Source organism: Nocardioides aquaticus, assembly GCF_018459925.1.
GTDB classification, from domain to species: domain Bacteria; phylum Actinomycetota; class Actinomycetes; order Propionibacteriales; family Nocardioidaceae; genus Nocardioides; species Nocardioides aquaticus.
In genome coordinates, this window is sequence record NZ_CP075371.1 from 2630027 (window position 1) to 2650402 (window position 20376).

General features: G+C 73.6%; 23 protein-coding genes and 1 pseudogene. 7 read left to right on the forward strand and 17 right to left on the reverse strand.

The window, feature by feature from the left end; translation table 11 throughout:
- The first annotated feature begins 24 nt into the window (after positions 1–24).
- Complete coding sequence (locus ENKNEFLB_RS12790) at positions 25–1074, forward strand: glycosyl hydrolase family 18 protein (RefSeq protein ID WP_214055774.1); 1050 nt, start codon at positions 25–27, stop codon at positions 1072–1074.
- 13 nt (positions 1075–1087) lie between these two features.
- On the opposite strand, the gene ENKNEFLB_RS12795 is transcribed toward ENKNEFLB_RS12790, so the two are convergent.
- The 10 genes and pseudogenes from ENKNEFLB_RS12795 to ENKNEFLB_RS12840 form a co-directional block, all read right to left on the reverse strand.
- Entirely contained in the window at positions 1088–1534 is a 447-nt protein-coding gene (locus ENKNEFLB_RS12795; RefSeq protein WP_214055775.1) for an NUDIX domain-containing protein, read from the reverse strand.
- Between the two features lie 124 nt (positions 1535–1658).
- Positions 1659–2030 (reverse strand): ubiquitin family protein, encoded by a 372-nt coding sequence (locus tag ENKNEFLB_RS12800; protein ID WP_214055776.1) that lies wholly within the window; start codon positions 2028–2030, stop codon positions 1659–1661.
- A 55-nt stretch (positions 2031–2085) separates the two neighbouring features.
- Positions 2086–2499 carry a YjbQ family protein gene (locus ENKNEFLB_RS12805; RefSeq protein WP_214055777.1) on the reverse strand — a complete coding sequence of 138 codons (414 nt, stop codon included), beginning with the start codon at positions 2497–2499 and terminating at the stop codon, positions 2086–2088.
- A gap of 46 nt (positions 2500–2545) precedes the next feature.
- Positions 2546–2844: pseudogene (locus ENKNEFLB_RS12810) on the reverse strand (thiamine-binding protein).
- Entirely contained in the window at positions 2841–3395 is a 555-nt protein-coding gene (locus ENKNEFLB_RS12815) for a SigE family RNA polymerase sigma factor (protein WP_246535524.1), read from the reverse strand. The pseudogene ENKNEFLB_RS12810 and the gene ENKNEFLB_RS12815 overlap by 4 nt, the downstream one beginning before the upstream one ends.
- The gene (locus ENKNEFLB_RS12820; RefSeq protein WP_214055778.1) at positions 3382–4296 is read right to left on the reverse strand and encodes a hypothetical protein; all 915 of its coding nucleotides are present in this window, start codon (positions 4294–4296) and stop codon (positions 3382–3384) included. Before ENKNEFLB_RS12820 ends, ENKNEFLB_RS12815 begins: the two co-directional genes overlap by 14 nt.
- A 533-nt stretch (positions 4297–4829) precedes the next feature.
- The gene (locus ENKNEFLB_RS12825; RefSeq protein ID WP_246535525.1) at positions 4830–5534 is read right to left on the reverse strand and encodes a sulfite exporter TauE/SafE family protein; all 705 of its coding nucleotides are present in this window, start codon (positions 5532–5534) and stop codon (positions 4830–4832) included.
- 65 nt (positions 5535–5599) lie between these two features.
- Positions 5600–8425, reverse strand: a complete 2826-nt coding sequence (locus tag ENKNEFLB_RS12830; protein ID WP_214055779.1) for an aconitate hydratase — start codon at positions 8423–8425, stop codon at positions 5600–5602.
- A 142-nt stretch (positions 8426–8567) separates the two neighbouring features.
- Positions 8568–9410, reverse strand: coding sequence for an SDR family oxidoreductase (locus ENKNEFLB_RS12835; RefSeq protein ID WP_214055780.1), 843 nt, complete (start codon positions 9408–9410; stop codon positions 8568–8570).
- A gap of 263 nt (positions 9411–9673) precedes the next feature.
- Positions 9674–9943, reverse strand: coding sequence for a hypothetical protein (locus ENKNEFLB_RS12840; RefSeq protein WP_214055781.1), 270 nt, complete (start codon positions 9941–9943; stop codon positions 9674–9676).
- Positions 9944–10176: 233 nt separating this feature from the next.
- On the opposite strand from ENKNEFLB_RS12840, the gene ENKNEFLB_RS12845 reads away from it, so the two are divergent.
- Entirely contained in the window at positions 10177–10509 is a 333-nt protein-coding gene (locus tag ENKNEFLB_RS12845; RefSeq protein WP_214055782.1) for a YciI family protein, read from the forward strand.
- 17 nt (positions 10510–10526) lie between these two features.
- Positions 10527–11834, forward strand: a complete 1308-nt coding sequence (locus ENKNEFLB_RS12850) for an RNA polymerase sigma factor (protein ID WP_246535526.1) — start codon at positions 10527–10529, stop codon at positions 11832–11834.
- Position 11835: 1 nt separating this feature from the next.
- Here the strand turns inward: ENKNEFLB_RS12850 and ENKNEFLB_RS12855 are convergent, their stop codons facing one another.
- Positions 11836–12999, reverse strand: a complete 1164-nt coding sequence (locus tag ENKNEFLB_RS12855; RefSeq protein WP_214055783.1) for a class I SAM-dependent RNA methyltransferase — start codon at positions 12997–12999, stop codon at positions 11836–11838.
- Entirely contained in the window at positions 12996–15029 is a 2034-nt protein-coding gene (locus ENKNEFLB_RS12860; protein WP_420830503.1) for an APC family permease, read from the reverse strand. Before ENKNEFLB_RS12860 ends, ENKNEFLB_RS12855 begins: the two co-directional genes overlap by 4 nt.
- 58 nt (positions 15030–15087) lie before the next feature.
- On the opposite strand from ENKNEFLB_RS12860, the gene ENKNEFLB_RS12865 reads away from it, so the two are divergent.
- Together ENKNEFLB_RS12865 and ENKNEFLB_RS12870 are read left to right on the forward strand one after the other, a co-directional pair.
- Positions 15088–15750: a potassium channel family protein gene (locus ENKNEFLB_RS12865; protein WP_214055785.1), complete on the forward strand. Its 663-nt coding sequence runs from the start codon at positions 15088–15090 to the stop codon at positions 15748–15750.
- Between the two features lie 10 nt (positions 15751–15760).
- A complete protein-coding gene (locus tag ENKNEFLB_RS12870; RefSeq protein ID WP_214055786.1) occupies positions 15761–16462 on the forward strand; it encodes a potassium channel family protein in 702 nt (233 codons plus the stop codon).
- A 33-nt stretch (positions 16463–16495) separates the two neighbouring features.
- Here ENKNEFLB_RS12870 and ENKNEFLB_RS12875 read toward each other — a convergent pair whose 3' ends face one another.
- Genes ENKNEFLB_RS12875 through dut form a run of 4 tightly spaced genes read right to left on the reverse strand, consistent with a single transcriptional unit; the run spans position 16496 to position 18871 of the window.
- The gene (locus tag ENKNEFLB_RS12875; RefSeq protein WP_246535528.1) at positions 16496–17254 is read right to left on the reverse strand and encodes a DUF3159 domain-containing protein; all 759 of its coding nucleotides are present in this window, start codon (positions 17252–17254) and stop codon (positions 16496–16498) included.
- Positions 17251–17619, reverse strand: a complete 369-nt coding sequence (locus ENKNEFLB_RS12880) for an OB-fold nucleic acid binding domain-containing protein (protein ID WP_246535529.1) — start codon at positions 17617–17619, stop codon at positions 17251–17253. Before ENKNEFLB_RS12880 ends, ENKNEFLB_RS12875 begins: the two co-directional genes overlap by 4 nt.
- Positions 17616–18410 (reverse strand): DUF3710 domain-containing protein, encoded by a 795-nt coding sequence (locus tag ENKNEFLB_RS12885; RefSeq protein ID WP_214055787.1) that lies wholly within the window; start codon positions 18408–18410, stop codon positions 17616–17618. Before ENKNEFLB_RS12885 ends, ENKNEFLB_RS12880 begins: the two co-directional genes overlap by 4 nt.
- Positions 18407–18871: a dUTP diphosphatase gene (gene dut / locus ENKNEFLB_RS12890; RefSeq protein ID WP_214059469.1), complete on the reverse strand. Its 465-nt coding sequence runs from the start codon at positions 18869–18871 to the stop codon at positions 18407–18409. Before dut ends, ENKNEFLB_RS12885 begins: the two co-directional genes overlap by 4 nt.
- 132 nt (positions 18872–19003) lie before the next feature.
- Between dut and ENKNEFLB_RS12895 the strand changes: the two genes are divergently transcribed.
- Positions 19004–19507 carry a DUF3093 domain-containing protein gene (locus tag ENKNEFLB_RS12895; RefSeq protein ID WP_214055788.1) on the forward strand — a complete coding sequence of 168 codons (504 nt, stop codon included), beginning with the start codon at positions 19004–19006 and terminating at the stop codon, positions 19505–19507.
- A gap of 98 nt (positions 19508–19605) precedes the next feature.
- Complete coding sequence (locus ENKNEFLB_RS12900) at positions 19606–19923, forward strand: DUF4235 domain-containing protein (protein ID WP_214055789.1); 318 nt, start codon at positions 19606–19608, stop codon at positions 19921–19923.
- An 82-nt stretch (positions 19924–20005) separates the two neighbouring features.
- Here the strand turns inward: ENKNEFLB_RS12900 and ENKNEFLB_RS12905 are convergent, their stop codons facing one another.
- A complete protein-coding gene (locus tag ENKNEFLB_RS12905) occupies positions 20006–20296 on the reverse strand; it encodes a DUF4193 domain-containing protein (RefSeq protein WP_214055790.1) in 291 nt (96 codons plus the stop codon).
- Positions 20297–20376: the final 80 nt, after the last annotated feature.

Genomic DNA, 20376 nt, shown 5'->3' on the forward strand with positions numbered 1-20376 from the left:
CCGCGGCGGGTGGGAGCATGCCGCGTGAGCACCTCGACCCGCCCGGCCCGTACGAACCGCGCGCACCGCATCGTCGGCGGCACCCTGGCACTGCTGCTCGGCCTCGCCGGCCCAGCAGCGGCCTCGGCGGCACCGGCGCCGGCCGAGGAGGCTGGGGCGTCGCCGCTCGCGGTGACCGGCTACGTCATCCAGTGGGCCCGCCCCGCGGTCGTCCGGCGCGACGCGGACGCCCTGACCACGGCGACGGTGGCCGGGGTCGAGATCGCCCGCGACGGGGCCTCGGTCGGCACCTCCACGCGGGCCGCCCGCCGGCTGCTGCGCACCGCACGCGGGTCCGGACTGCGCGCGGAGCTGATCCTGAGCAACTACTCCGAGCGCGTCGGCGGCTTCGACACCCGCGCCGCCGACCGCCTGCTGCGCAGCGCGGAGAACCGTGACCGCGTCGTTGACTCCGTGGTCGACCAGGTGGTGGGCCAGGGGTGGGACGGGGTGAACGTCGACCTGGAGGCGCTGCGGGCCCGGGACGCCCACGGCCTGGTCGCGCTGCTGCGCGCGCTGGACGACCGGCTGCCCGCGGACCGGGAGGTCTCGATCGACGTCTCCGCACGCACCAGCGAGCAGTCCTACCGCGACGCGGGCTACCGCCTGTCCGCGATCGGCGAGGCCGTCGACGTCTTCCAGCTGATGGCCTACGACCTGCACGGCCCGACCTGGTCGCGGCCCGGCCCGATCGGGCCGCTGGACTGGCAGCGGCGGGCCGCCGAGGTCGTCCTGGGCTCCGTGCCGGCCGGGAAGCTCGACCTCGGCGTCGCCGGGTACGGCTACCGGTGGACCGGCCGGCTCACCGGTCGCAGCCTCACCGTGAGCCAGGCACGAGCCGCCGTCGAGCGGGCCGGCGTCGAGGCGCGGTACGACGGGGAGGCCGGCGAGTGGACGGCCACGCTGCCGGGCGGCGACGTCCTGTGGTGGTCCGACGCGCGGTCGTACGAGCTCCGCCGGGAGCTGGCCACGGCGCTGGGGCTGCACGGGGTCGCGTTGTGGCGGCTCGGGTCGGCCGACCGGCTGGTGGCCTGAGGATCCCGCTGGTTCAGCCGAGCCCGCGCGCCTCGGCGACCAGGGCGGCGTACGCCGGGTCGGCCAGCAGCAGCGGCAGCGCCTGCCGCGCCAGCGCCGACAGCGGCAGGTCGCCCAGCGTGCCCGGGTCGACGAAGACGATCCGTCGGCCCTCCCGGCAGTCGACGTCCGCGTCGGTGGCGGTCGTCGCGGCGAGGTGGACGTGGACCGGGTCGGTGCTGGCGTACCCCTCGTGAGAGACGGCCAGCTCCCGCCACGCCCGCAGCGCCCCCGGCGCCGGCCTCAGGCCCGTCTCCTCCTCCAGCTCGCGGTACGCCGCCTCCAGCACGTCCTCCCCCTCCTCGACGTGGCCGCCCGGCAGGCTCCACCGCTCCGGGTCGATCACCGGGTGCTCGTCACGCTCCTGGAGCAGCAGCCAGCCGCGCGCGTCGACGAGCAGGGCACTGGCGAAGCGGCGCACGGGATCTCCTCCTGGTCGAGTGCGACGAGCCTAGGCCCGGCGAGCCCGGTCCCCGCGCACTCGTGTCATGAGACGCAGGCGATCCAGCCCCCAGGACCTGCTTCTCGTGACACGTGTGGCGGGATCAGAGGCGGGCGGCGAAGCGGCGCCCGCGCAGCGCCTCCTCGACCAGGCCCACCGCGCGGCGCAGCCCCTGCAGCCGCGCCTCCTCGTGCAGCCAGGTCTGGACCGCACCCTCGACCGCCGAGGCGTCGACGACCTTCGGCAGGTCGGCGCGCGCCTCGCTGAGCGCCCGGTGGACGGCGTCCCGGCTGGCCTCGACGTGGTGGACGGTGAACCGGGCCAGCACGACCGGCTGGTCGCGCACGGCGCGGTGGCCGCGGTACTCCGGCGGGCACTGGTCGAGCAGCCACGCCGTCGCGGAGCCCACCCAGCCGGGAGCGTCCGGCGGGCGCACCTCGACGGGCCAGCCGGGCGGTGCGACGGAGGAGCTCACGGGTCCGAGCCTACGTCGAACAGGTGTTCGAGCGCCAGCTCGGAAACCCCGGCTCTCAGCCGGCCAGGAAGCTGAACCGGACCTCGCGCTCGGGGTTGTCGACGTTGAGGTCGACCAGGCACACGCTCTGCCAGGTGCCGAGCGCCATCCGGCCGCCCAGCACGGGCAGGGAGGCGTACGGCGGGACCAGCGCCGGCATCACGTGGGAGCGGCCGTGCCCCGGGCTGCCGTGACGGTGGCGCCAGCGGTCGTCGGCGGGCAGCAGGTCCGCCAGCGCGGCGAGGAGGTCGTCGTCACTGCCGGCGCCGGTCTCGAGCACGGCGAGCCCGGCCGTCGCGTGCGGGACGAAGAGGTGCAGCAGCCCGTCTCCCCCGTCGGCTGCGTCGCCGAGGAAGTCCGCGCAGTCGCGGGTCAGGTCGAGGACGACCTCGCGGTCGCCGGTGCGGTAGGTCCTGGTCTCCGACTTCACGTCCCCGATGGTGCCAGCGGCACCCCGGCCCCGCCGCCCCGGGGGCTCACCGCTCCATCGCCCGCTCGAGCCGTTCGACCTTGGCGGTGAGCTGGCCGTCCCAGCCCGGCCGCACGTCGGCCTTGAGGACGAGCGAGACCCGCGGGGAGACCGCCGCGACGGCGTCCACGGCCGCCTTGACCACGGCCATCACCTCGTCCCACTCCCCTCGATGTTGGTGAACATCGCGTTGGTCTCGTGCGGCAGGCCGGAGTCGCGGACGACCCGGACGGCGGCGGCCACGGCCTCGGCCACGCCCCCGCTCTCGTCGGCGGTGGCCGGGCTGATGCTGAAGGCGGCGATCATGTGGTCACGGTAGCCGGGCGGGGCGGGCCTCGGTGATCGTCCCGATGCTCCGCCGGCACCTCCAACCCGGGCAGGTCGCGTCGCAGCCGGGCCAGGGCGTCCCGGGCCTGGGACTTCACGGTGCCGACGGCGATCCCGAGCGCGGCCGCCGTCTCGCGCTCGGTCAGGTCGTCGAAGTAGCGCAGGACCAGCACCGCCCGCTGACGTGGCGCGAGCCGCCCGAGCGCGAGCCGCAGGTCGAGCGCTGCGTCCCGCTCCGGGCCCGCGGCGGCGCGCTCCGGAAGCTCGGAGCGGGACTCCTCCCGCCACCGGCGTCGTCGCCACCTCGAGACGCACTCACGGGCCACGATGCGACGCACGTACGGCTCGGGGTCACCGACCAGCCGTGACCAGTGCGGCACGGCCTTCACCAGCGCCACCTGCACGACCTCCTCGGCGTCGTGGTGGTCGCCGGTGATCAGGGTGGCCGTGCGGACCAGCGCGGGCATCCGGGCCGCGACGAACGCCTCGAACGACGCCCTGCCGTCGGTGCTCAGCTCACGGTCGGACACGTCGCCTCCACAGCACCAGACCAACCAGGCCACCGAGCGTGGCGGCCGCGACGGCACCAGCGAGCAGGCGCGGGTCCGGGTGAGATGCGGCGTCCGGCGCCCGGTAGGTCGGAGCGGCGAGCGCGTCCCGGGCAAGGACCAGGGAGTAGTACGACGGATCGTGCTGCTCGGTCAGCCCGGCGGGGAAGCCGGTGCTCACGTCCAGCGACGCGAACGCCGTGGTCTGCTGGTCGCCCTCACCTGCCCGCGGCCCCATCGTCCGCGAGACCACGACGTGGTTGTCGTCGCGCCACCCGGCCACACCGGCCCAGCTCCCGTCGCCGACCTCCCGCAGACGCACCGTGCTGCCGGGTGGACCCAGCGCCCCGACCAGCACCGTGGCGGGTTCCCCGGTGGACAGGTTGGCGCGACCGTCCGGGTCCTCCAGCACCGCGATCCGGGTGCCGTCCGGAGAGACGTGCACCGGGCCGGAGGTCAACCGGGACAGCCGCCACGCCCCGTCCGGAACAGCACCACCGGTCGGACCCAGGACGTCGAAGCGCCCATCACCCAGGACCAGGCCGCCGTCCGCCCCGGTGGCCCCTCCGATGCCGTTGAGCCGAGGGAACGCGCGCTCCTCCCCGGTCGACGGGGTCCAGGCGACGGATCCGCCGCTCGTGGCGGAGTTGCCGCGCGGCGTCCTGACGGCGTACCAGGACAGCCACAGCCGGTCACCCGACCACACCAGGTCCGCGCCGTTCACACCGTGGTCGGTCGGCACCGGACGTCGGACCACCTCGCCGGTGACGGTGTCGTACACCGCGACACCCGCCAGCACCGGCCCGCGTCGCACCGGCTCCTCCCGGGTCTCCCCGACGTACCAGTAGGCGACCCGGCGCCCGTCGTCGGACAGCGCCGGCACGGTGGAGTCGTCGAGAGAGGAGGAGGTGACCGCCGGGAGGTCGGGGAGGTCGAGGAACGCGTACTCCCCGTGGCGCCGGACACGCCCACGACGCCCGCTCGGTCCCCGCCCCAGAACGCCCCGTCCTGGGTCGGGACGACGGCGACGAGCGGGCCGGGCGGGTCGTCGGCCGTCGGCAGCCACCGGCTGGGCCGGTGGAACGCGTCCGGCAGCCGCAGCGCGGTCTGCGCGTCGGCTGTCGGCAGGTCGGCCGGGTCGGGGACCCGCAGCCATCCGCTGCCCAGCACCGCCAGCACGACGGCGGTGGCGACCACGCCGATCAGCACGGACCCCGCCCGCCGCCGGCGGCCGTACCGCCGTCCGCGTTCCCACAACCCCGTCGGAGGGGTGGTCACGGGCGCGCCCGACACGAGCTTCTCGAGCTGGTCCTGCAACGTGGGCACGGGTCCTCCTGGGGCTCGATCGGGCGCTCTCACCCCTCTATACGCACCCACCGGGACTGGAGGAGGGGTCCGCGCGCCGATCTTCTCGACTCAGGTGGTCAGCAGCACGACGCTGCGCACCAGCAGCACCAGCGCGGAGGCCGCGCAGACGGCGAGGACGGCGGGTCGGACCCGGGCGAGCGGGATCCGTCGGCGCAGCCGGCTGCCGGCGAGGGTGCCGACGAAGAGCATCGGCAGGACGGCCAGCGAGACCCAGAAGTGCGACAGCGACAGCTGGCCGCCGAGGCCCAGCCCGAGCAGGCTGATCGCCGAGCCGGTGGTGAAGTAGACGGCCAGCGTCGTGCGCATCCGCTGGGGCGGGCTGTGCTGGTAGAGGATCGCCAGGGGCGGTCCGCCGACCGAGCTGGCCGTGCCGGCGAACCCGCCGAGCAGCCCGGCGCCGAGCAGCGTCCCCCGGTTGAGGGGGACCGTCACCGCCCGCCAGGTCAGCACGACCGCGGCGAGGACGACCAGCCCGATCAGCACCCCCAGCGCGGCGGGCGAGATGGCGGCCACGGCCGCGACAGCCGCGACCGTGCCGACCAGGCGGGTCGGGAAGGTCCAGCCGAGGCCGCGCCAGTCGATGTCGTCGTGGTCGCGCCACAACGTCACCAGCGGCAGCGCGGTGGCCAGCCAGAGCAGCACGTCGGGCATCAGCTCGGGCGCGACCAGGGTGATCACCGGGGCGGCGACCAGCCCGAGCCCCAGCCCGACGAGGTTCTGCACGACGGCCCCGACGAGGACCGCGCACAGCACGACGGCCAGGACGGTCAGCGGCTCCCCGAGGAGCGTGACCGTCCCGGCCGTGGGCGTGGTGGTGCTCAGCTGTTGCGGAGGTTGCGGAGCACAAACTGCATGATCCCGCCGTTGCGGTAGTAGTTCGCCTCGCCGGGGGTGTCGATGCGCACGACCGCATCGAACTCCACGGTCTCGCCGCCGTCCTTCGCCGCGGTGACCTTGACCGTCTTGGGCGTCCGGCCCTCGTTCAGCTCCGTGACACCGGTGACCGAGAAGGTCTCCTCACCGGTCAGGCCGAGCGAGTCGGCCGACTGGCCCTCGGGGTACTGCAGCGGCAGCACGCCCATGCCGATCAGGTTCGAGCGGTGGATGCGCTCGTACGACTCGGCCACCACGGCCTTGACCCCGAGCAGAGCGGTGCCCTTGGCGGCCCAGTCGCGCGAGGACCCGGAGCCGTACTCCTTGCCGGACAGCACGACCAGCGGGGTGCCGGCCTCGGCGTAGCTCTCGGAGGCCTCGTAGACCGAGGTCACGTCGCCGCCCTTGGCGAAGTCGCGGGTGAACCCGCCCTCGGTGCCGGGCGCGAGCTGGTTGCGCAGGCGGATGTTGGCGAAGGTGCCGCGGATCATGACCTCGTGGTTCCCGCGGCGCGAGCCGTAGGAGTTGAAGTCACGCTGGCCCACGCCGTGGTCGGCGAGGTACGTGCCGGCCGGGCTGTCCTTCTTGATCGCGCCCGCGGGCGAGATGTGGTCGGTCGTGACCGAGTCGCCGAGCTTGAGCAGCACCCGGGCGCCCTCGATGTCGGTGACCGGCTCCGGCTCGGCCGGCATCCCGTCGAAGTACGGAGGACGCCGCACGTAGGTCGAGTCCTCGTCCCACGCGAAGGTGTCGCCCTCCGGCGTCGGGAGCGACTGCCAGCGCTCGTCGCCGGCGAAGACGTCGGCGTAGTCGGAGGTGAACATGTCCGAGGTGATCGCGGAGGCGATGACCTCCTCGACCTCGGTCGCCGAGGGCCAGATGTCCTTCATGAACACGTCGTTGCCGTCGTGGTCCTGGCCGAGGGGCTCGGCGAACAGGTCGACGTCCATCGACCCGGCCAGCGCGTAGGCGACCACCAGCGGCGGCGAGGCCAGGTAGTTCATCTTCACGTCCGGGTTGATCCGGCCCTCGAAGTTGCGGTTGCCCGAGAGCACCGAGACGACGGCGAGGTCGGCGTCCTGGACGGCCTGGCTGACCTCGGGGATGAGCGGGCCGGAGTTGCCGATGCAGGTGGTGCAGCCGTACCCGACGAGGTTGAAGCCGAGCTTGTCGAGGTACGGCGTCAGGCCGGCCTTCTCGTAGTAGTCGCTGACCACCTTGGAGCCGGGCGCCAGCGACGTCTTGACCCACGGCTTGCGGTCGAGACCCTTCTCGACGGCGTTCTTGGCCAGCAGGGCGGCACCGATCATCACCGACGGGTTCGAGGTGTTGGTGCACGACGTGATCGCCGCGATCGTCACGGCGCCGTGGTCGAGGTCGAACTCGGTGCCGTCCTCGAGACGCACGGGCACGGACTTGCTGGGGCGTCCGCCGTCCTTGGGGGCGGCGGAGTGGCGCGGCTTGCCGCTGCCGTTGCCCGAGCTGCTCGACGGGGCGTCGCTGGCCGGGAAGGTCTCCTCGAGCGACTCGTCGACCCCGCTGTCGGAGGTCTCCTCGTCGTGCTCGACGTAGTCGGTGAGCGCGCCGCGGAAGGACATCTTGGCGTCGGAGAGCGCGACGCGGTCCTGGGGCCGCTTCGGGCCGGCCAGGGACGGCACGACGGTGGAGACGTCCAGCTCGAGGCGCTCGGAGAAGCGTGGCTCGGCCGACGGGTCGTGCCAGAGGCCCTGCTCCTTGGCGTAGGCCTCGACCAGCGCGACCTCCTCGGGCGTGCGCCCGGTGAGCTCGAGGTACTTCGTGGTCTCCTCGTCGAGCGGGAAGACCGCGATCGTCGAGCCGAACTCCGGGCTCATGTTGCCGATCGTGGCGCGGTTGGCCAGCGGCAGCGCCGAGACGCCGGGGCCGTAGAACTCCACGAACTTCCCGACGACGCCGTGCTCGCGCAGCATCTCGGTGATGGTCAGCACCAGGTCGGTGGCCGTGGTGCCCTCGGGCAGGTCGCCGTTGAGCTTGAAGCCGACCACGCGCGGGATGAGCATGGAGACGGGCTGGCCGAGCATGGCCGCCTCGGCCTCGATGCCGCCGACGCCCCAGCCGACCACGCCGATGCCGTTGACCATCGTGGTGTGGGAGTCGGTGCCGACGCAGGTGTCGGGGTAGGCCAGCGTGGTGCCGTCGGCGTCCTCACGCGCGAACACGACGCGGGCGAGGTGCTCGATGTTGACCTGGTGCACGATGCCGGTGCCCGGGGGGACGACCTTGAAGTCGTCGAAGGCGCCCTGGCCCCACCGCAGGAACTGGTAGCGCTCGCGGTTGCGCTCGTACTCGATCTCGACGTTGCGCTCGAAGGCCTCCGGGGTGCCGAAGACGTCGGCGATCACGGAGTGGTCGATGACCATCTCGGCCGGCGCCAGCGGGTTGATCCGCGACGCGTCGCCGCCGAGCTCGGTCATCGCCTCGCGCATCGTGGCGAGGTCGACCACGCACGGCACGCCGGTGAAGTCCTGCATGATCACGCGGGCCGGGGTGAACTGGATCTCCTGGCTCGGGTCGGCGTCGGCGTCCCAGCCGGCGACCGCCTTGATGTCGTCGGCGGTGATGTTCTCGCCGTCCTCGGTGCGCAGGAGGTTCTCCAGCAGCACCTTGAGGCTGAAGGGGAGCGTGTCGACGTCGAGGCCGTCACCCTCCACGGCGTCGAGGCGGAAGATCTCGTAGGACTTCCCGTCCACGTCGAGGGAGCTCTTCGCCCCGAAGCTGTCCTTGCTGGCCATGCCCGTCATCTCCTCTGTCACGTCAACCTGCGTCGCGGGACCCGCGCGCCCATCCTGCCGCCGCCGCCCGGGTCGACGGTAGGAAGGTTGCCCTTACCGCGGATCACCCGGGGACCACGAAGTCTCTTGACATCAAGATACATCATCCCTGGGCCAGCTCGGCCACGTCCTGCCACTGCTCCCAGGTGGCGAGACGCCCCTCGTAGTCGGCCCTGGCGATCCCGAGCGGCGCGACGCCCAGGAAGCAGCGCAGCGGCGGCTCGTCGGCGTCGACCAGCCGCAGCACGGCCGCGGCGGACGCGACCGGGTCCCCGGGTCCCGACGTCGAGCGCGCCTTGCGGTCCTCCTCGACCCTGGCCCGGAAGGCGTCGTACGCCGGCAGCGCCTCGCTGTGCCGGGCAGAGGACCCGGACCAGTCCGTGGCGAACCCGCCGGGCTCGATGATCGTGACGTGGATGCCGAAGTCGGCGACCTCCTGGGCCAGCGACTGGCTGAACCCCTCCAGCGCCCACTTCGAGGCGTGATACGCCCCGATCCCCGCGAACGCCGAGATGCCGCCGATGGACGACACCTGCAGGAGGTGGCCGCTGCCCTGCTCACGCAGGAACGGCAGCGCGGCCTGCGTCACCCACATCGCGCCGAAGACGTTGGTCTCCATCTGGTCGCGGAAGTCGGTCTCGCTCAGCTCCTCGGTGAAGCCGAAGTGGCCGTACCCGGCGTTGTTGACGACCACGTCGAGGCGACCGAACGCCTCGTGCGCCCGCGCCACGGCGGCGAAGTCGGCGTCCCGGTCGGTGACGTCGAGCTGCAGCGGCAGGACGGCGTCGCCGTAGCGCTCGACCAGGTCGTCGAGAGTGGACGTGTCGCGGGCGGTGGCGGCGACGCGGTCGCCGCGCTCGAGGGCGGCGATGCTCCACTCGCGGCCGAAGCCGCGGGAGGCGCCGGTGATGAACCAGGTCTTGCTGTCAGCAGAAGTCTCAGCCATGTCGACGACGCTAGTCCGACGGCATTGACCCGCGGATCATCCGGCGCGGACCTGGCCGTGCAGTCGGTCGACGACGGCCCGGTGACGTTGCTGCTGGGGCGCCGAGGGGCGGGAGCGACGAAAGAACGTACAGTGCCCGCTTCCGGTCACCACCCAGTGGACATCGCGCCAGGTCAGACGCCTGTCGCGCTGGCCGACGAGGGCCAGATCGGGCTTGTGTACGTTCTTTCGTCGCCTGGACCCGGTGGCCCGGGGCGGAGCGGTCAGTGGTGGTTCGGCCCGTCGTCGGACCCGTGACGGTGGTGGTTCGGCCCGTCGTCGGACCCGTGCCGGTGGTGGTTCGGCCCGTCGTCGGACCCGTGACGGTGGTGGTTCGGCCCGTCGTCGGACCCGTGGTGGCCGTGGTGGCCGTGGTGGCCGTGGTGGCCGTGGTGGGGGCCGTCGTCGGCACCGTGGCTGGCGAAGGCGGCGGCCGGGGCGAGGGCGATCAGGACAGCGGCGCTGCCGGCGGCGAGGGTGCGACGGATGTTCATGGGGTACCTCCAGGAGACGGGTGGTGCGGACGTGTCGAGCGTCGCCCAGCGGGGGTACCAGCCGACAGCGGACCTTGGGGCTGGTACCTGGGCCTGGCCTCTGGCCATACCTCGGCGGGATCGATCTCGCCAGGGTTGTCGATCTGGGTGGATGCTGTTCGTCGTCTCGGGTGTCAGAGCAGTTCGACCGACCGGGGCGACCCCGGTCGCCACATCCCGAAGGAGACACCCTCATGGCCCAGTACCTCGTCCTGATCTACGAGTCCGAGAACGACTACGCCAACGCCGCACCCGAGGTCTACGGCGAGGTGATCGCAGCGCACAACCGGTTCAGCGAGCGGTGGGGCGACGCCATCCTCGGCGGCAACGCCCTGCAGGGCAGCGACACCGCGACCACCATCCGTGGCGACGTGGTCACCGACGGCCCCTTCATCGAGAGCAAGGAGATGCTCGGTGGCTACTACCTGGTCGAGGCGGCCGACCTCGACCAGGCTCTCGAGATCGGGAGGTCGTGCCCGGCCGGCTTCGGCGGGGTCGAGGTCCGCCCGGTGATGGTCTTCGGCTGAACCGGCAGGACGGGCCGGTGGACCACGGGCAGGAGCAGGAGACCGTGCCGGACGTGGTCCGCCGGGCGCTGGACGACGCGCACCGTCGCGAGTGGGCCTTCGTGCTCTCCGCGACGGTGCGGGTCGCCGGCAGCCTCGACCTCGCGGAGGAGTGCACCCAGGACGCCTACGTCCGGGCGCTCGAGGTGTGGACCCGGGACGGTCTCCCCCGCAACCCCGGCGCGTGGCTCACCACCACGGCGCGCAACCTCGCCACGGACCGGCACCGGCGAGCCGCCGTCCTGCGCACCAAGCTGCCCCTGCTCGCGGGGGACGCCCGGTCCGCTCCCCCGGCCGACATCGACGAGACCACGGCCGACGCCCTCGAGGAGGAGATCCCCGACGACCGGCTCCGGCTCGTGTTCACCTGCTGCCACCCGGCCCTGGCCCGTGAGGCGCAGGTGGCACTCACCCTCCGCCTGGTGTGCGGGCTGACCACGAACGAGATCGCGCACGCCTTCCTCGTGAGCGAGTCGACCATGGCGGCCCGGGTCACCAGGGCGAAGAAGAAGATCGCCGCGGCGCGGATCCCCTACCGGGTGCCGGCGGGCCACGAGCTGGCCGAACGCCTCGATGCCGTGCTGACGGTGCTGCACCTCGTGCTCGCGACCGGGCACACCGCCCCCACCGGCGACCTCCTCCAGCGCGTGGACCTCGTCGACCGTGCGGTCGACCTCACCCGGGCGCTGCTCGGGCTGATGCCCGACGAGCGCGAGCTCCGCGCCCTGCTGGGGCTCGCACTGCTCGGTCGGGCCCGCGCGGTCACCCGGGTCGACGCCACCGGGGCCTTCGTCCCCCTCGAGGAACAGGACCGGCGCCGCTGGGACGGCGCCCTGGTCGCCGAGGGTGAGCGGCTGGTGCGGGACTCGCTGCGCGGTGGCCGACCGGGCCGGTTCGCGCTCCAGGCCGCGATCGCGGCCCTGCACACCGCCGCGCCGAGCGTGGACGACACCGACTGGGACGAGGTGGTCACGGTGTACGACCTGCTGCTGCGGGTCTGGCCGTCACCGGTGGTCGAGCTCAACCGCGCGATCGCGGTCGCCTTCCGCGACGGCCCGGAGGCCGGCCTCGCCGAGCTCGACGCGCTCGAGGACGCACACGGCACGACCCTGGACCGCTACCACTACCTGCCCGCGACCCGGGCCGACCTGCTGCGGCGACTCGGACGGACCGCCGACGCGAGGGCGGCGTACGAGCAGGCTCTGGCCCGGTGCGACAGCGAGCCCGAGCGCGTCTACCTGCGCCGACGCCTCACCGAGCTGGGCCTCAGCCAGGGCAGGCCCTGAGCTAGCCGGACCTCTCCAGCAGCGCCACGCACTCGACGTGGTGCGTCATCGGGAACAGGTCGAGGGCGCGGAGGCTGCGCAGCTCGTACCCGAGCCCGGCGAAGGTGGCGACGTCGCGGGCCAGGGCGGCCGGGTCGCAGGCCACGTACGCCACCGCGCGGGGGCCGCGGGCGACCACCTGCTCCACCACCACCCGGCGGGCACCGGTGCGCGGCGGGTCCAGGACGACCAGGTCGACCTCCGGCGCCGCACCCGTCGCCAGCACCTGCTCGACCGGCCCGGCGTGCACCTCGGCGCCGGGGACGTTCTCCGAGGACAACCGTGCCGCCTCGGCGTCGGCCTCGACCAGGCTCACCAGCTCGGTGTCGCCGACCGCGTCGGCCAGGAACCGGCCGAAGAGGCCGACCCCGGCGTACAGGTCGAGCGCGCGCTCGCCCGACCGCGGCGCCAGCGCGGCCAGCACGGACTCCACGAGCACCCCGGGCGCCCCGGGGTGGACCTGCCAGAAGCCGCCGTCGGCGACGGCGAAGGTGTGCGGTCCGACGTCGTACGACGGGGGCCGGTGCGCGTCGAGCAGGCAGTCCTCCACCTCGACGACCTCGTGGGAGCGGTGCACGCGCATCCCCCGGCGTCCCCCGGGCAGGTCGACGTAGTGGTGCCGGGTGCGCCAGCGCAGGCCCTCGTCGTCCCCGGGCACCGCCTCGACGGTGACGTCCACGTCGAGGCCGGCCAGGCGCGCCAGCTGCTCGCGGACCACGGCCGCCTTCAGGTCGCGCTGCGCCGGGAGCGCCACGTGCTGGAGGTCGCACCCGCCGCAGAGACCGGGCCCGGCGTACGGGCAGGGCGCCTCGACCCGGTCGGCGGACGGCGTGCGGACCTCGACGGCGTCGCCGCGCCAGAACCGGTCGCCGTCGGAGCCCTCGGTGACCACCAGCACCACCTGCTCGCCGGGCAGGGCGTGCCGCACGAAGACCACGCGGCCGGCGTCCTCGCCGGCGCGCGCGTCGAGCCGGGCCACGCAGTGCCCGCCGTGGGCGACGGGGCCGACCTCGGCCTCGAACCGCTCCCCCACCCGGACCCGGCCCTTCGGCGTGCGGGCGCGCGCGGGTCGGGCCCCCGTACGCGTCCCGGGGCGACGTCCGCGGCGGCGGTCGGGCGCGCTCATCGGCGCGACGGCTCGTCGGCTCGACCGCGACGCAGGTCGCCGGGCTGGACGCGCTTGCCCTCGCGCATGACCTTCTCCTTCGCGATCCGCGACGAGCGCAGCTGGTAGGGCACCGAGATGACCATGACGCCGGGCGCGAAGAGCAGCCGGCCCTTGAGGCGCAGCGCGGTCTGGTTGTGCAGCAGCTGCTCCCACCAGCGGCCCACGACGTACTCCGGGATGTAGACCGCGACGACCCCGCGCGGGTTGGCGCGGCGGATCTCCGTGGCGTACTCGACGATCGGCTTGACCAGCTCGCGGTACGGCGAGTGCAGCACCTTGAGCGGGACCCCGAAGTTGCGCTGCTCCCACGCCGCCAGCAGCGCCGCGGTCTCCCGGGCGTCGCTGGAGACGTAGACGCCCTCCAGCACGTTCGGCCGGGTGGCCTTGGCGAAGGCCAGGGCGCGCAGCGTGGGCTTGTGCAGCTTGGAGACCAGGACGATCGCGTGCACCCGGGTCGGCAGGATCTTGTCGGTCTCCTCGGCGGCGAGCTCCTCGGCGACGCTGTCGTAGTGCCGGCGGATCTTGCGCATCAGCGCGAAGAAGAAGCCCATCGCCAGGATGGTGATCCAGGCGCCCTCGAGGAACTTGGTGACCAGGATGATCACCAGCACCACCGCGGTGAGGCTGAGCCCGACGGTGTTGATCGCCCGCGAGCGCAGCATCCGGCGGCGGGCGGCGGGGTCGCGCTCGGAGCGCAGCAGCCGCGTCCAGTGCCGGATCATCCCGAGCTGGCTGAGATTGAACGAGACGAAGACGCCCACGATGTAGAGCTGGATCAACCGGGTCGGCTGGGCGTCGAAGGCGAGGATGAGCACGATCGCCATCGCGGCCAGGAAGACGATGCCGTTGGAGAACGCCAGCCGGTCGCCGCGCGAGCCGAGCGCGCGGGGGGCGAACCCGTCCTGGGCCAGGATCGAGCCGAGCACCGGGAAGCCGTTGAAGGCGGTGTTGGCCGCCAGGACCAGGATCAGCCCGGTCATCACCACCACGAAGTAGAAGCCCGGCGGGAAGTCGCGGAAGATGCCCTCGGCGATCTGGGCCATCAGCGCGTCCTGCCGGAAGCCCTCGGGCACCGGGGTCCCGTCGGCCTGGATGAGCCGGTCGATCTCGGTCGGGTCGACGTAGCGCACGCCCATCTGCTGGGCCAGCACGATCACGCTCATCATCATCGAGATCGCGATCAGGCCGAGGAGCAGCAGCGTGGTGGCGGCGTTGCGGCTCTTGGGCTTGCGGAAGGCCGGTACGCCGTTGCTGATCGCCTCGACCCCGGTCAGGGCCGCACAGCCCGACGAGAACGCGCGGGCCAGCAGGATCAGCAGCCCCATCGTGGTCAGCGCACCGTCGAAGCCGGGGTCCGGCAGGATCGTGAGGTCGGCGCTGGCGACCCGTGGCAGGTTGCCGGTGAGCAGCTGGAGCAGGCCGATCCCGCACATGCCGAGCACCGCGACCATGAACAGGTAGGTCGGCACCGCGAAGAAGGTGCCGGACTCCCGGATCCCCCGCAGGTTCAGCGACATCAGGATGATCACCATCGCGCTGGCCGCCAGCGGCTCGTGGCCGGACAGGAACGGCAGCGCCGCGGCGGCGTACTGGGCCCCCGAGGAGATCGAGACCGCGACCGTCAGCACGTAGTCGACCAGCAGCGCGGAGGCCACGGTCGTGCCGGCCGTCCGGCCCAGGTTGACGCTGGCGACCTCGTAGTCGCCGCCGCCGCTGGGGTAGGCGTGCACGGTCTGGCGGTAGGAGGCGACGACCGCGGTCATGATGATCGCGACCGCGATGCCGACCTTCCAGGACCACGTGTAGGCCGAGACGCCGGCCAGGGACAGCATGATGAAGATCTCGTCGGGGGCGTAGGCCACCGATGACAGGGCGTCGCTGGCGAAGACCGGCAGCGCGATCTTCTTCGGCAGCAGCGTCTCCCCCAGCTGCGAGCTGCGCAGCTTGCGTCCGAGGAGGATGCGCTTAGACACGTCGCGGACACCCACGGTCGGGAGAGTACGGCACCCGGCGCCGCCCCGACGCCGCGCGGGATACGGTGCTCCGGTGCATGTCGTGATCATGGGTTGCGGCCGGGTCGGCTCGACCTTGGCGCGCAGCCTCGAGGACCGGAACCACACCGTCGCTGTCATCGACAGCGAGCCGGACGCGTTCCGACGCCTCGGCCCGGGGTTCAACGGCGACAAGGTGGCCGGGGTGGGCTTCGACCAGGAGGTCCTGGAGAAGGCCGGCATCCGTCGCGCCGACGCGTTCGCGGCCGTCAGCAGCGGCGACAACTCCAACATCATCGCCGCCCGGGTCGCCCGCGAGACGTTCGGCATCGAGCAGGTCGTGGCCCGGATCTACGACCCGGGCCGCGCCGAGGTCTACCAGCGACTGGGCATCACCACGGTCGCCACGGTGAAGTGGACCGCCGACCAGGTGCTGCGCCGGCTGGTGCCGGCCGGCGCCGAGCCGGACTTCCGCGACCCCTCGGGCACGATCCGGGTCGACCAGGTCCCGGTCCCCCTGTCGTGGGTCGGCACGCGCACCCGCGACCTGGAGGAGCAGTCCCGCTCCCGGATCGCGTGGCTGGACCGGCTGGGCGAGGGCGTCCTGCCCTCCTCGGAGTCGGTGGTCCAGGAGGGCGACCTGCTCCACCTCGTCATCCGCGAGGAGAACGCCCAGCACGCCTACCGCGTCATCGAGCGCGGACCCGAGCAGGAGTGAGGAACCAGCCATGAGGGTCGCCATCGCCGGAGCGGGCGCCGTCGGGCGCTCGATCGCCCGGGAGCTGATCGGCAACGGCCACGAGGTCCTGCTGATCGACAAGTACGCCTCCGCGATCCGCCCCGAGCGGGTGCCCGACGCGGAGTGGCTGCTCGCGGACTGCTGCGAGCTGTCGTCGCTGGAGGAGGCGCGCCTGGACCGCTGCGACGTCGTCATCGCCGCCACCGGCGACGACAAGGCCAACCTGGTGACCTCGCTGCTGGCCAAGACCGAGTTCGGGGTGCCGCGCACCGTCGGGCGGGTCAACCACCCCAACAACGAGTGGCTCTTCAGCGAGGCCTGGGGCGTCGACGTCAACGTCTCGACCCCGCGGATCATGTCCGCGCTGGTCGAGGAGGCCGTCACCGTCGGCGACCTGGTCCGGCTGTTCACCTTCCGCCAGGGCAACGCCAACCTGGTCGAGATGACCCTGCCGCCGGAGTCGCCCTACGTCGGCAAGCAGGTCGGCCTGATCCCGTTGCCGGACAACTGCGCCCTGGTGACCATCCTGCGCGACGGCCAGGTGTACGTGCCCGACGCCGAGCAGCCGGTCGAGGCCGGGGACGAGCTGCTGTTCGTGGTGCCCGACGTCGGCGAGGACGAGCTGGAGCGGCTGCTGGCCCCGGCCAACCACCCGGCCGGTGGCGCCCAGCGGCCGGCGGGCCAGGCCTAGGCCCGCCTCAGGACCGGTCAGCCACGGGACCCGTCAGCTCGCCGGGGAACCGGTGGCCTGCTCGATCGGGGTGCGGTCGCGGGTCAGCACCCAGATCATCGCGCTCCAGGACGCGATCCGCAGCGGCCAGCCCAGGCCCAGGCGCAGCACTCCCAGGACCAGCACGGCCAGGTCGATGTCGATCACGCCGGACCAGCCGGCCAGCCAGACGGGGCCCTGCAGCCCGGCACCGATCGCGCCCGGGAGCAGGAAGATCCAGGTGAGCCGGCTGCACAGGCCGACGACCTGGCGGTCGGCGTGCCAGGCGGTCGGGTCCCCCGTGACGCTGCCCAGCAGGAAGCCGACGAACGGCCAGCCGACCAGGCAGGAGCCCGCCATCACCACCGTGTAGCCGGTGGAGACCAGGATGCCGGGCAGGAAGAAGGCCAGCGCCTGCTCGGACTCGCTCCCGCCGGAGGCGGCTGCGAGCCGGACGAAGAGGTAGCCGATCCCGATGGCGAACAGCGCGTTCAGGACGAACTGCACGGTCGAGCGCTGCACCAGCCGGACCACCAGCATCACCACGGTGACGGCGAGGCTGGCGACCAGCGCGACCGGGAGCTCCTTGGTGGCCAGCCAGATCACCGTGAACAGCGCGCCGGGCACGCCGGCCTCGACCATCCCGCGGCGGCCGCCGAGCGCCCGGGCCATCTGCGCGCGGACCAGCGCCTCGACGGAGTCGATCCCCGCGACGCCCGGGGCGTCGGGCGGGCCGGGCGTGCCCGGCGGGGTGCCGCCGACCGGGCCGCTCACGGCAGCAGCTCGTAGCGGGGGTTGTACATCGTCCGCACGCCGCCGTGCCGCCCGACCCGGCCCTGCACGCGCAGGGAGCGGCCGGCGTGGACGCCGGTGATGTGTCGGCGACCGAGCCAGACCACGGTGATCGACCCGGAGCCGTCGGCCAGCTCGGCCTCCAGGGCCGGCACGCCGCCGCGCGGGCGCAGCGTGATCATTCGCAGGTTGCCCTCCAGCCGCACCGGGACCCGGTCGGGGGCGTCGCCGATCCGCTGGACCGGCACATCGACCTCGGGTGTCGCCTCACCGGGCTCGCGCTCGGCGTCGTCACCCCCACGACGCCCGGGACGCTCGGCGTCACGCGAGCGGCGCAGCGACCTCACGGCCGGGGGTCCCCGTCGGGGCCGGTCCCACCCGCGGCCTGCTCTGGCTGCTGCTGGTCGGGCTGCTCGGGCTGCTGCTGGACGGGCTGCTCGGGCTGCTCGGGCTGCTGCTGGGCGCCCTGCTGCTGGGCGCCTTGCTGCTGGGCCAGCGCCTGCTTGGGGTCGGCCGCGGGCCGCTCCACGCGGCGGGCGTTCTCCGGCAGCTTGATCGGCAGCGGCTCGCCGGGCGGGACGGGGTTCTGCCCGCGCCGGACCACGACGCGCTCCAGGATCTCCTCCCAGGCCACGGCGGCCTCGGCGTCGACGGCCGGTCGTCCGATGAAGGTCGCGCGCAGCATCCAGCGCGGGCCGTTGATCCCGACCACGCGGGACTGCTGCACCCCGACGGCGCCGTCGGGGGTCCGTACGCGCACCTCGCAGGCCAGCTCGGGGCCGAAGCGGCCCTCCTGCTCGGTGGCGGTGCCGCCGCGCCGGGCCATGTCGGCCGCGATCCGCGGACGCACCTCGGACCACAGGTCGCCGTTGCGGGAGGCGGCGAACGCGCGGACGTCGAGCGCCCCGTCGCGGCCGGCCAGCACGACCGACTGGACGTCGCCCGAGGCCTCGTCGACCTGCAGCCGCAGGTCGCGGCCGGGCTCGCCCTGGAGGAGCAGCGAACCGAGGTCGACGCGCTCGGTGCCGTCGTCCCCGAGCTCGTCGACGTCCCAGGGCCCCGGGTCGGGCTCGGTCGGCGGTGCGACGTCGACGCCTTGGTCACCGTCGTCGGTGGTGGACTTGCGGCGGAACCTCACTGCTCTTCTCCTCCTCGCGACGCGGGGTCGTGGCCCCCGGTAGAACCGTAGCCTCCGCTGCCGCGCTCGGACTCCGGCAGGCGGTCGACCTCGACGAACCGCGCCCGCTCGTGGCGCTGCACCACCAGCTGGGCGATCCGGTCGCCCCGGCGCAGCCGCAGCGAGGTGACGGGGTCGTGGTTGACCAGCAAAACCCGGATCTCACCCCGGTACCCCGCGTCGATCGTCCCGGGCGTGTTCAGCACCGAGAGCCCGTGGCGCGCGGCCAGGCCCGAGCGCGGGTGGACCAGCCCGACGTACCCGGGCGGGAGCGCCAGGGCGACCCCGGTCGGGACGAGGGCCCGCTCGTGCGGGCCGAGCTCGACGTCGACGGTGGTGCGCAGGTCGGCGCCGGCGTCGCCCGGGAGAGCGTACGACGGCAGCGGCAGGTCGGGGTCGAGGCGGACGAGGGCGATCTCCAGCTCGGGGCCGGGCGTGCGGGACGGCTCGGCCGTCGGGTCGCCCGCAGAGCCGGTGTGGTGGTCGTCGCTCACGGCGGGAGGCTAGCCGGGGGGCCGCGTGCCGTGCCTGGCCCGGGGTGGGACCCTGGGAGGGTGACCGCGCCCTCGACCACGCCGACCCAGCGCCCCGACGGCGCCGCGGGCCACGACGAGCGCCTCGGCGTGCCGCTGCGCTGGTGGGTCCAGGGCACCATGCTCGTCGCGTCCCTGTGGCTGGCCCTGGTCGTGGCCACGCCCGCCGTGGTGGCGTTCGGGGTGGCCGGCCTCTGCCTGGCCCTGCTGGCGGGCCTGCTCATGGCCTACGGCTCCGCGGTCGTGCGGGTCGACGAGTCCACCTTCCGGGCCGGGCGCGCCTCGATCGCCGGCCGCCACCTCGGTCGGGTCGACGAGCTGGACGCCGAGGCGACGCGGCTGCTGGCCGGCCGGGACGCCGACGCCCGCGCCTACCTGCTGCTGCGCCCGTACCGCAAGCGTGCCGTGCACGTCGAGGTGCTCGACCCGCGTGACCCCACGCCGTACTGGCTGGTCAGCACCCGCCACCCCGAGCGGCTCGCGGCGGCGCTGCGCGCGTTGGTGGCTCGCAGCGCCGGCGGCTGAGCCGCCCGTCCCGTCCTGCCTGCCCCAGCCCCTCCGGCCCGTCCGTGCCGCCCCGCGGGGGGTGCCTGCGCCCCGGGCGGGCTCGATAGCCTGGGTCCATGGCATCGGAGAGCTCCAAGATCTGGTCCGTCTTCTCCCTGGCAGCGGCGCTCGGCGCCGCCACCGTGGCGAAGAAGGGCCTCAACACGACCTGGCAGAAGGCGACCGGCAAGCAGCCGCCCGCCAACCCCGCCGACCCGGACGTCGACATCTGGGAGGCGGTGGCCTGGGCCGCGCTCAGCGGCACGCTGATCCAGATCGCGCGGATGCTCGCGACCCGCAAGGCCGCGAACTACTACGCCCGCTCGACCGGTCACATGCCCCCGGGCCTGGGTGCGGACCGGTTCGACCCGGACGCCCCCGAGCCGGCCGCCTGAGCCCTGCCGGACGGCCCCGCACGCACGACGGCCCCGGTCCCCCTGGAGGGGGCCGGGGCCGTTCGCGTGCGTGCGCCGCTGGTCAGGCGCAGTCGCGGCAGATCATCTTCTTCTCGTCCGCCAGCTGGCTGCGGTGGTGCACCAGGAAGCAGCTCATGCAGGTGAACTCGTCGTCCTGCTTGGGCTTGACCTCGACGGCCAGCTCCTCGTGCGAGAGGTCCGCGCCAGGCAGCTCGAAGGACTCGGCGGCCTCCGCCTCGTCCTCGTCGACCTTGCCCGAGTTCTTGTCGTGCCGTCGCGCCTTGAGCTCTTCGATGCTCTCCTCGGACTGGTCTTCCTCGTTCTTGCGCGGTGCGTCGTAGTCGGTCGCCATGTGCCCTCACTCACTCCCTTCGAGATGTCTGCTCGCCCCCTCCGGCGGGGCAGATTGTGCACCATCGCCCCGCCCCGAGG

Coding starts and splice junctions, on each gene's coding strand:
- ENKNEFLB_RS12830 (WP_214055779.1), bottom strand. CDS start 8,425: ATGGCCAGCAAGGACAGCTTCGGGGCGAAGAGCTCCCTCGACGTGGAC.
- ENKNEFLB_RS12855 (WP_214055783.1), bottom strand. CDS start 12,999: ATGAGCGCGCCCGACCGCCGCCGCGGACGTCGCCCCGGGACGCGTACG.
- ENKNEFLB_RS12870 (WP_214055786.1), top strand. CDS start 15,761: ATGAGGGTCGCCATCGCCGGAGCGGGCGCCGTCGGGCGCTCGATCGCC.
- ENKNEFLB_RS12900 (WP_214055789.1), top strand. CDS start 19,606: ATGGCATCGGAGAGCTCCAAGATCTGGTCCGTCTTCTCCCTGGCAGCG.
- ENKNEFLB_RS12840 (WP_214055781.1), bottom strand. CDS start 9,943: ATGAACATCCGTCGCACCCTCGCCGCCGGCAGCGCCGCTGTCCTGATC.
- ENKNEFLB_RS12845 (WP_214055782.1), top strand. CDS start 10,177: ATGGCCCAGTACCTCGTCCTGATCTACGAGTCCGAGAACGACTACGCC.
- ENKNEFLB_RS12835 (WP_214055780.1), bottom strand. CDS start 9,410: ATGGCTGAGACTTCTGCTGACAGCAAGACCTGGTTCATCACCGGCGCC.
- ENKNEFLB_RS12905 (WP_214055790.1), bottom strand. CDS start 20,296: ATGGCGACCGACTACGACGCACCGCGCAAGAACGAGGAAGACCAGTCC.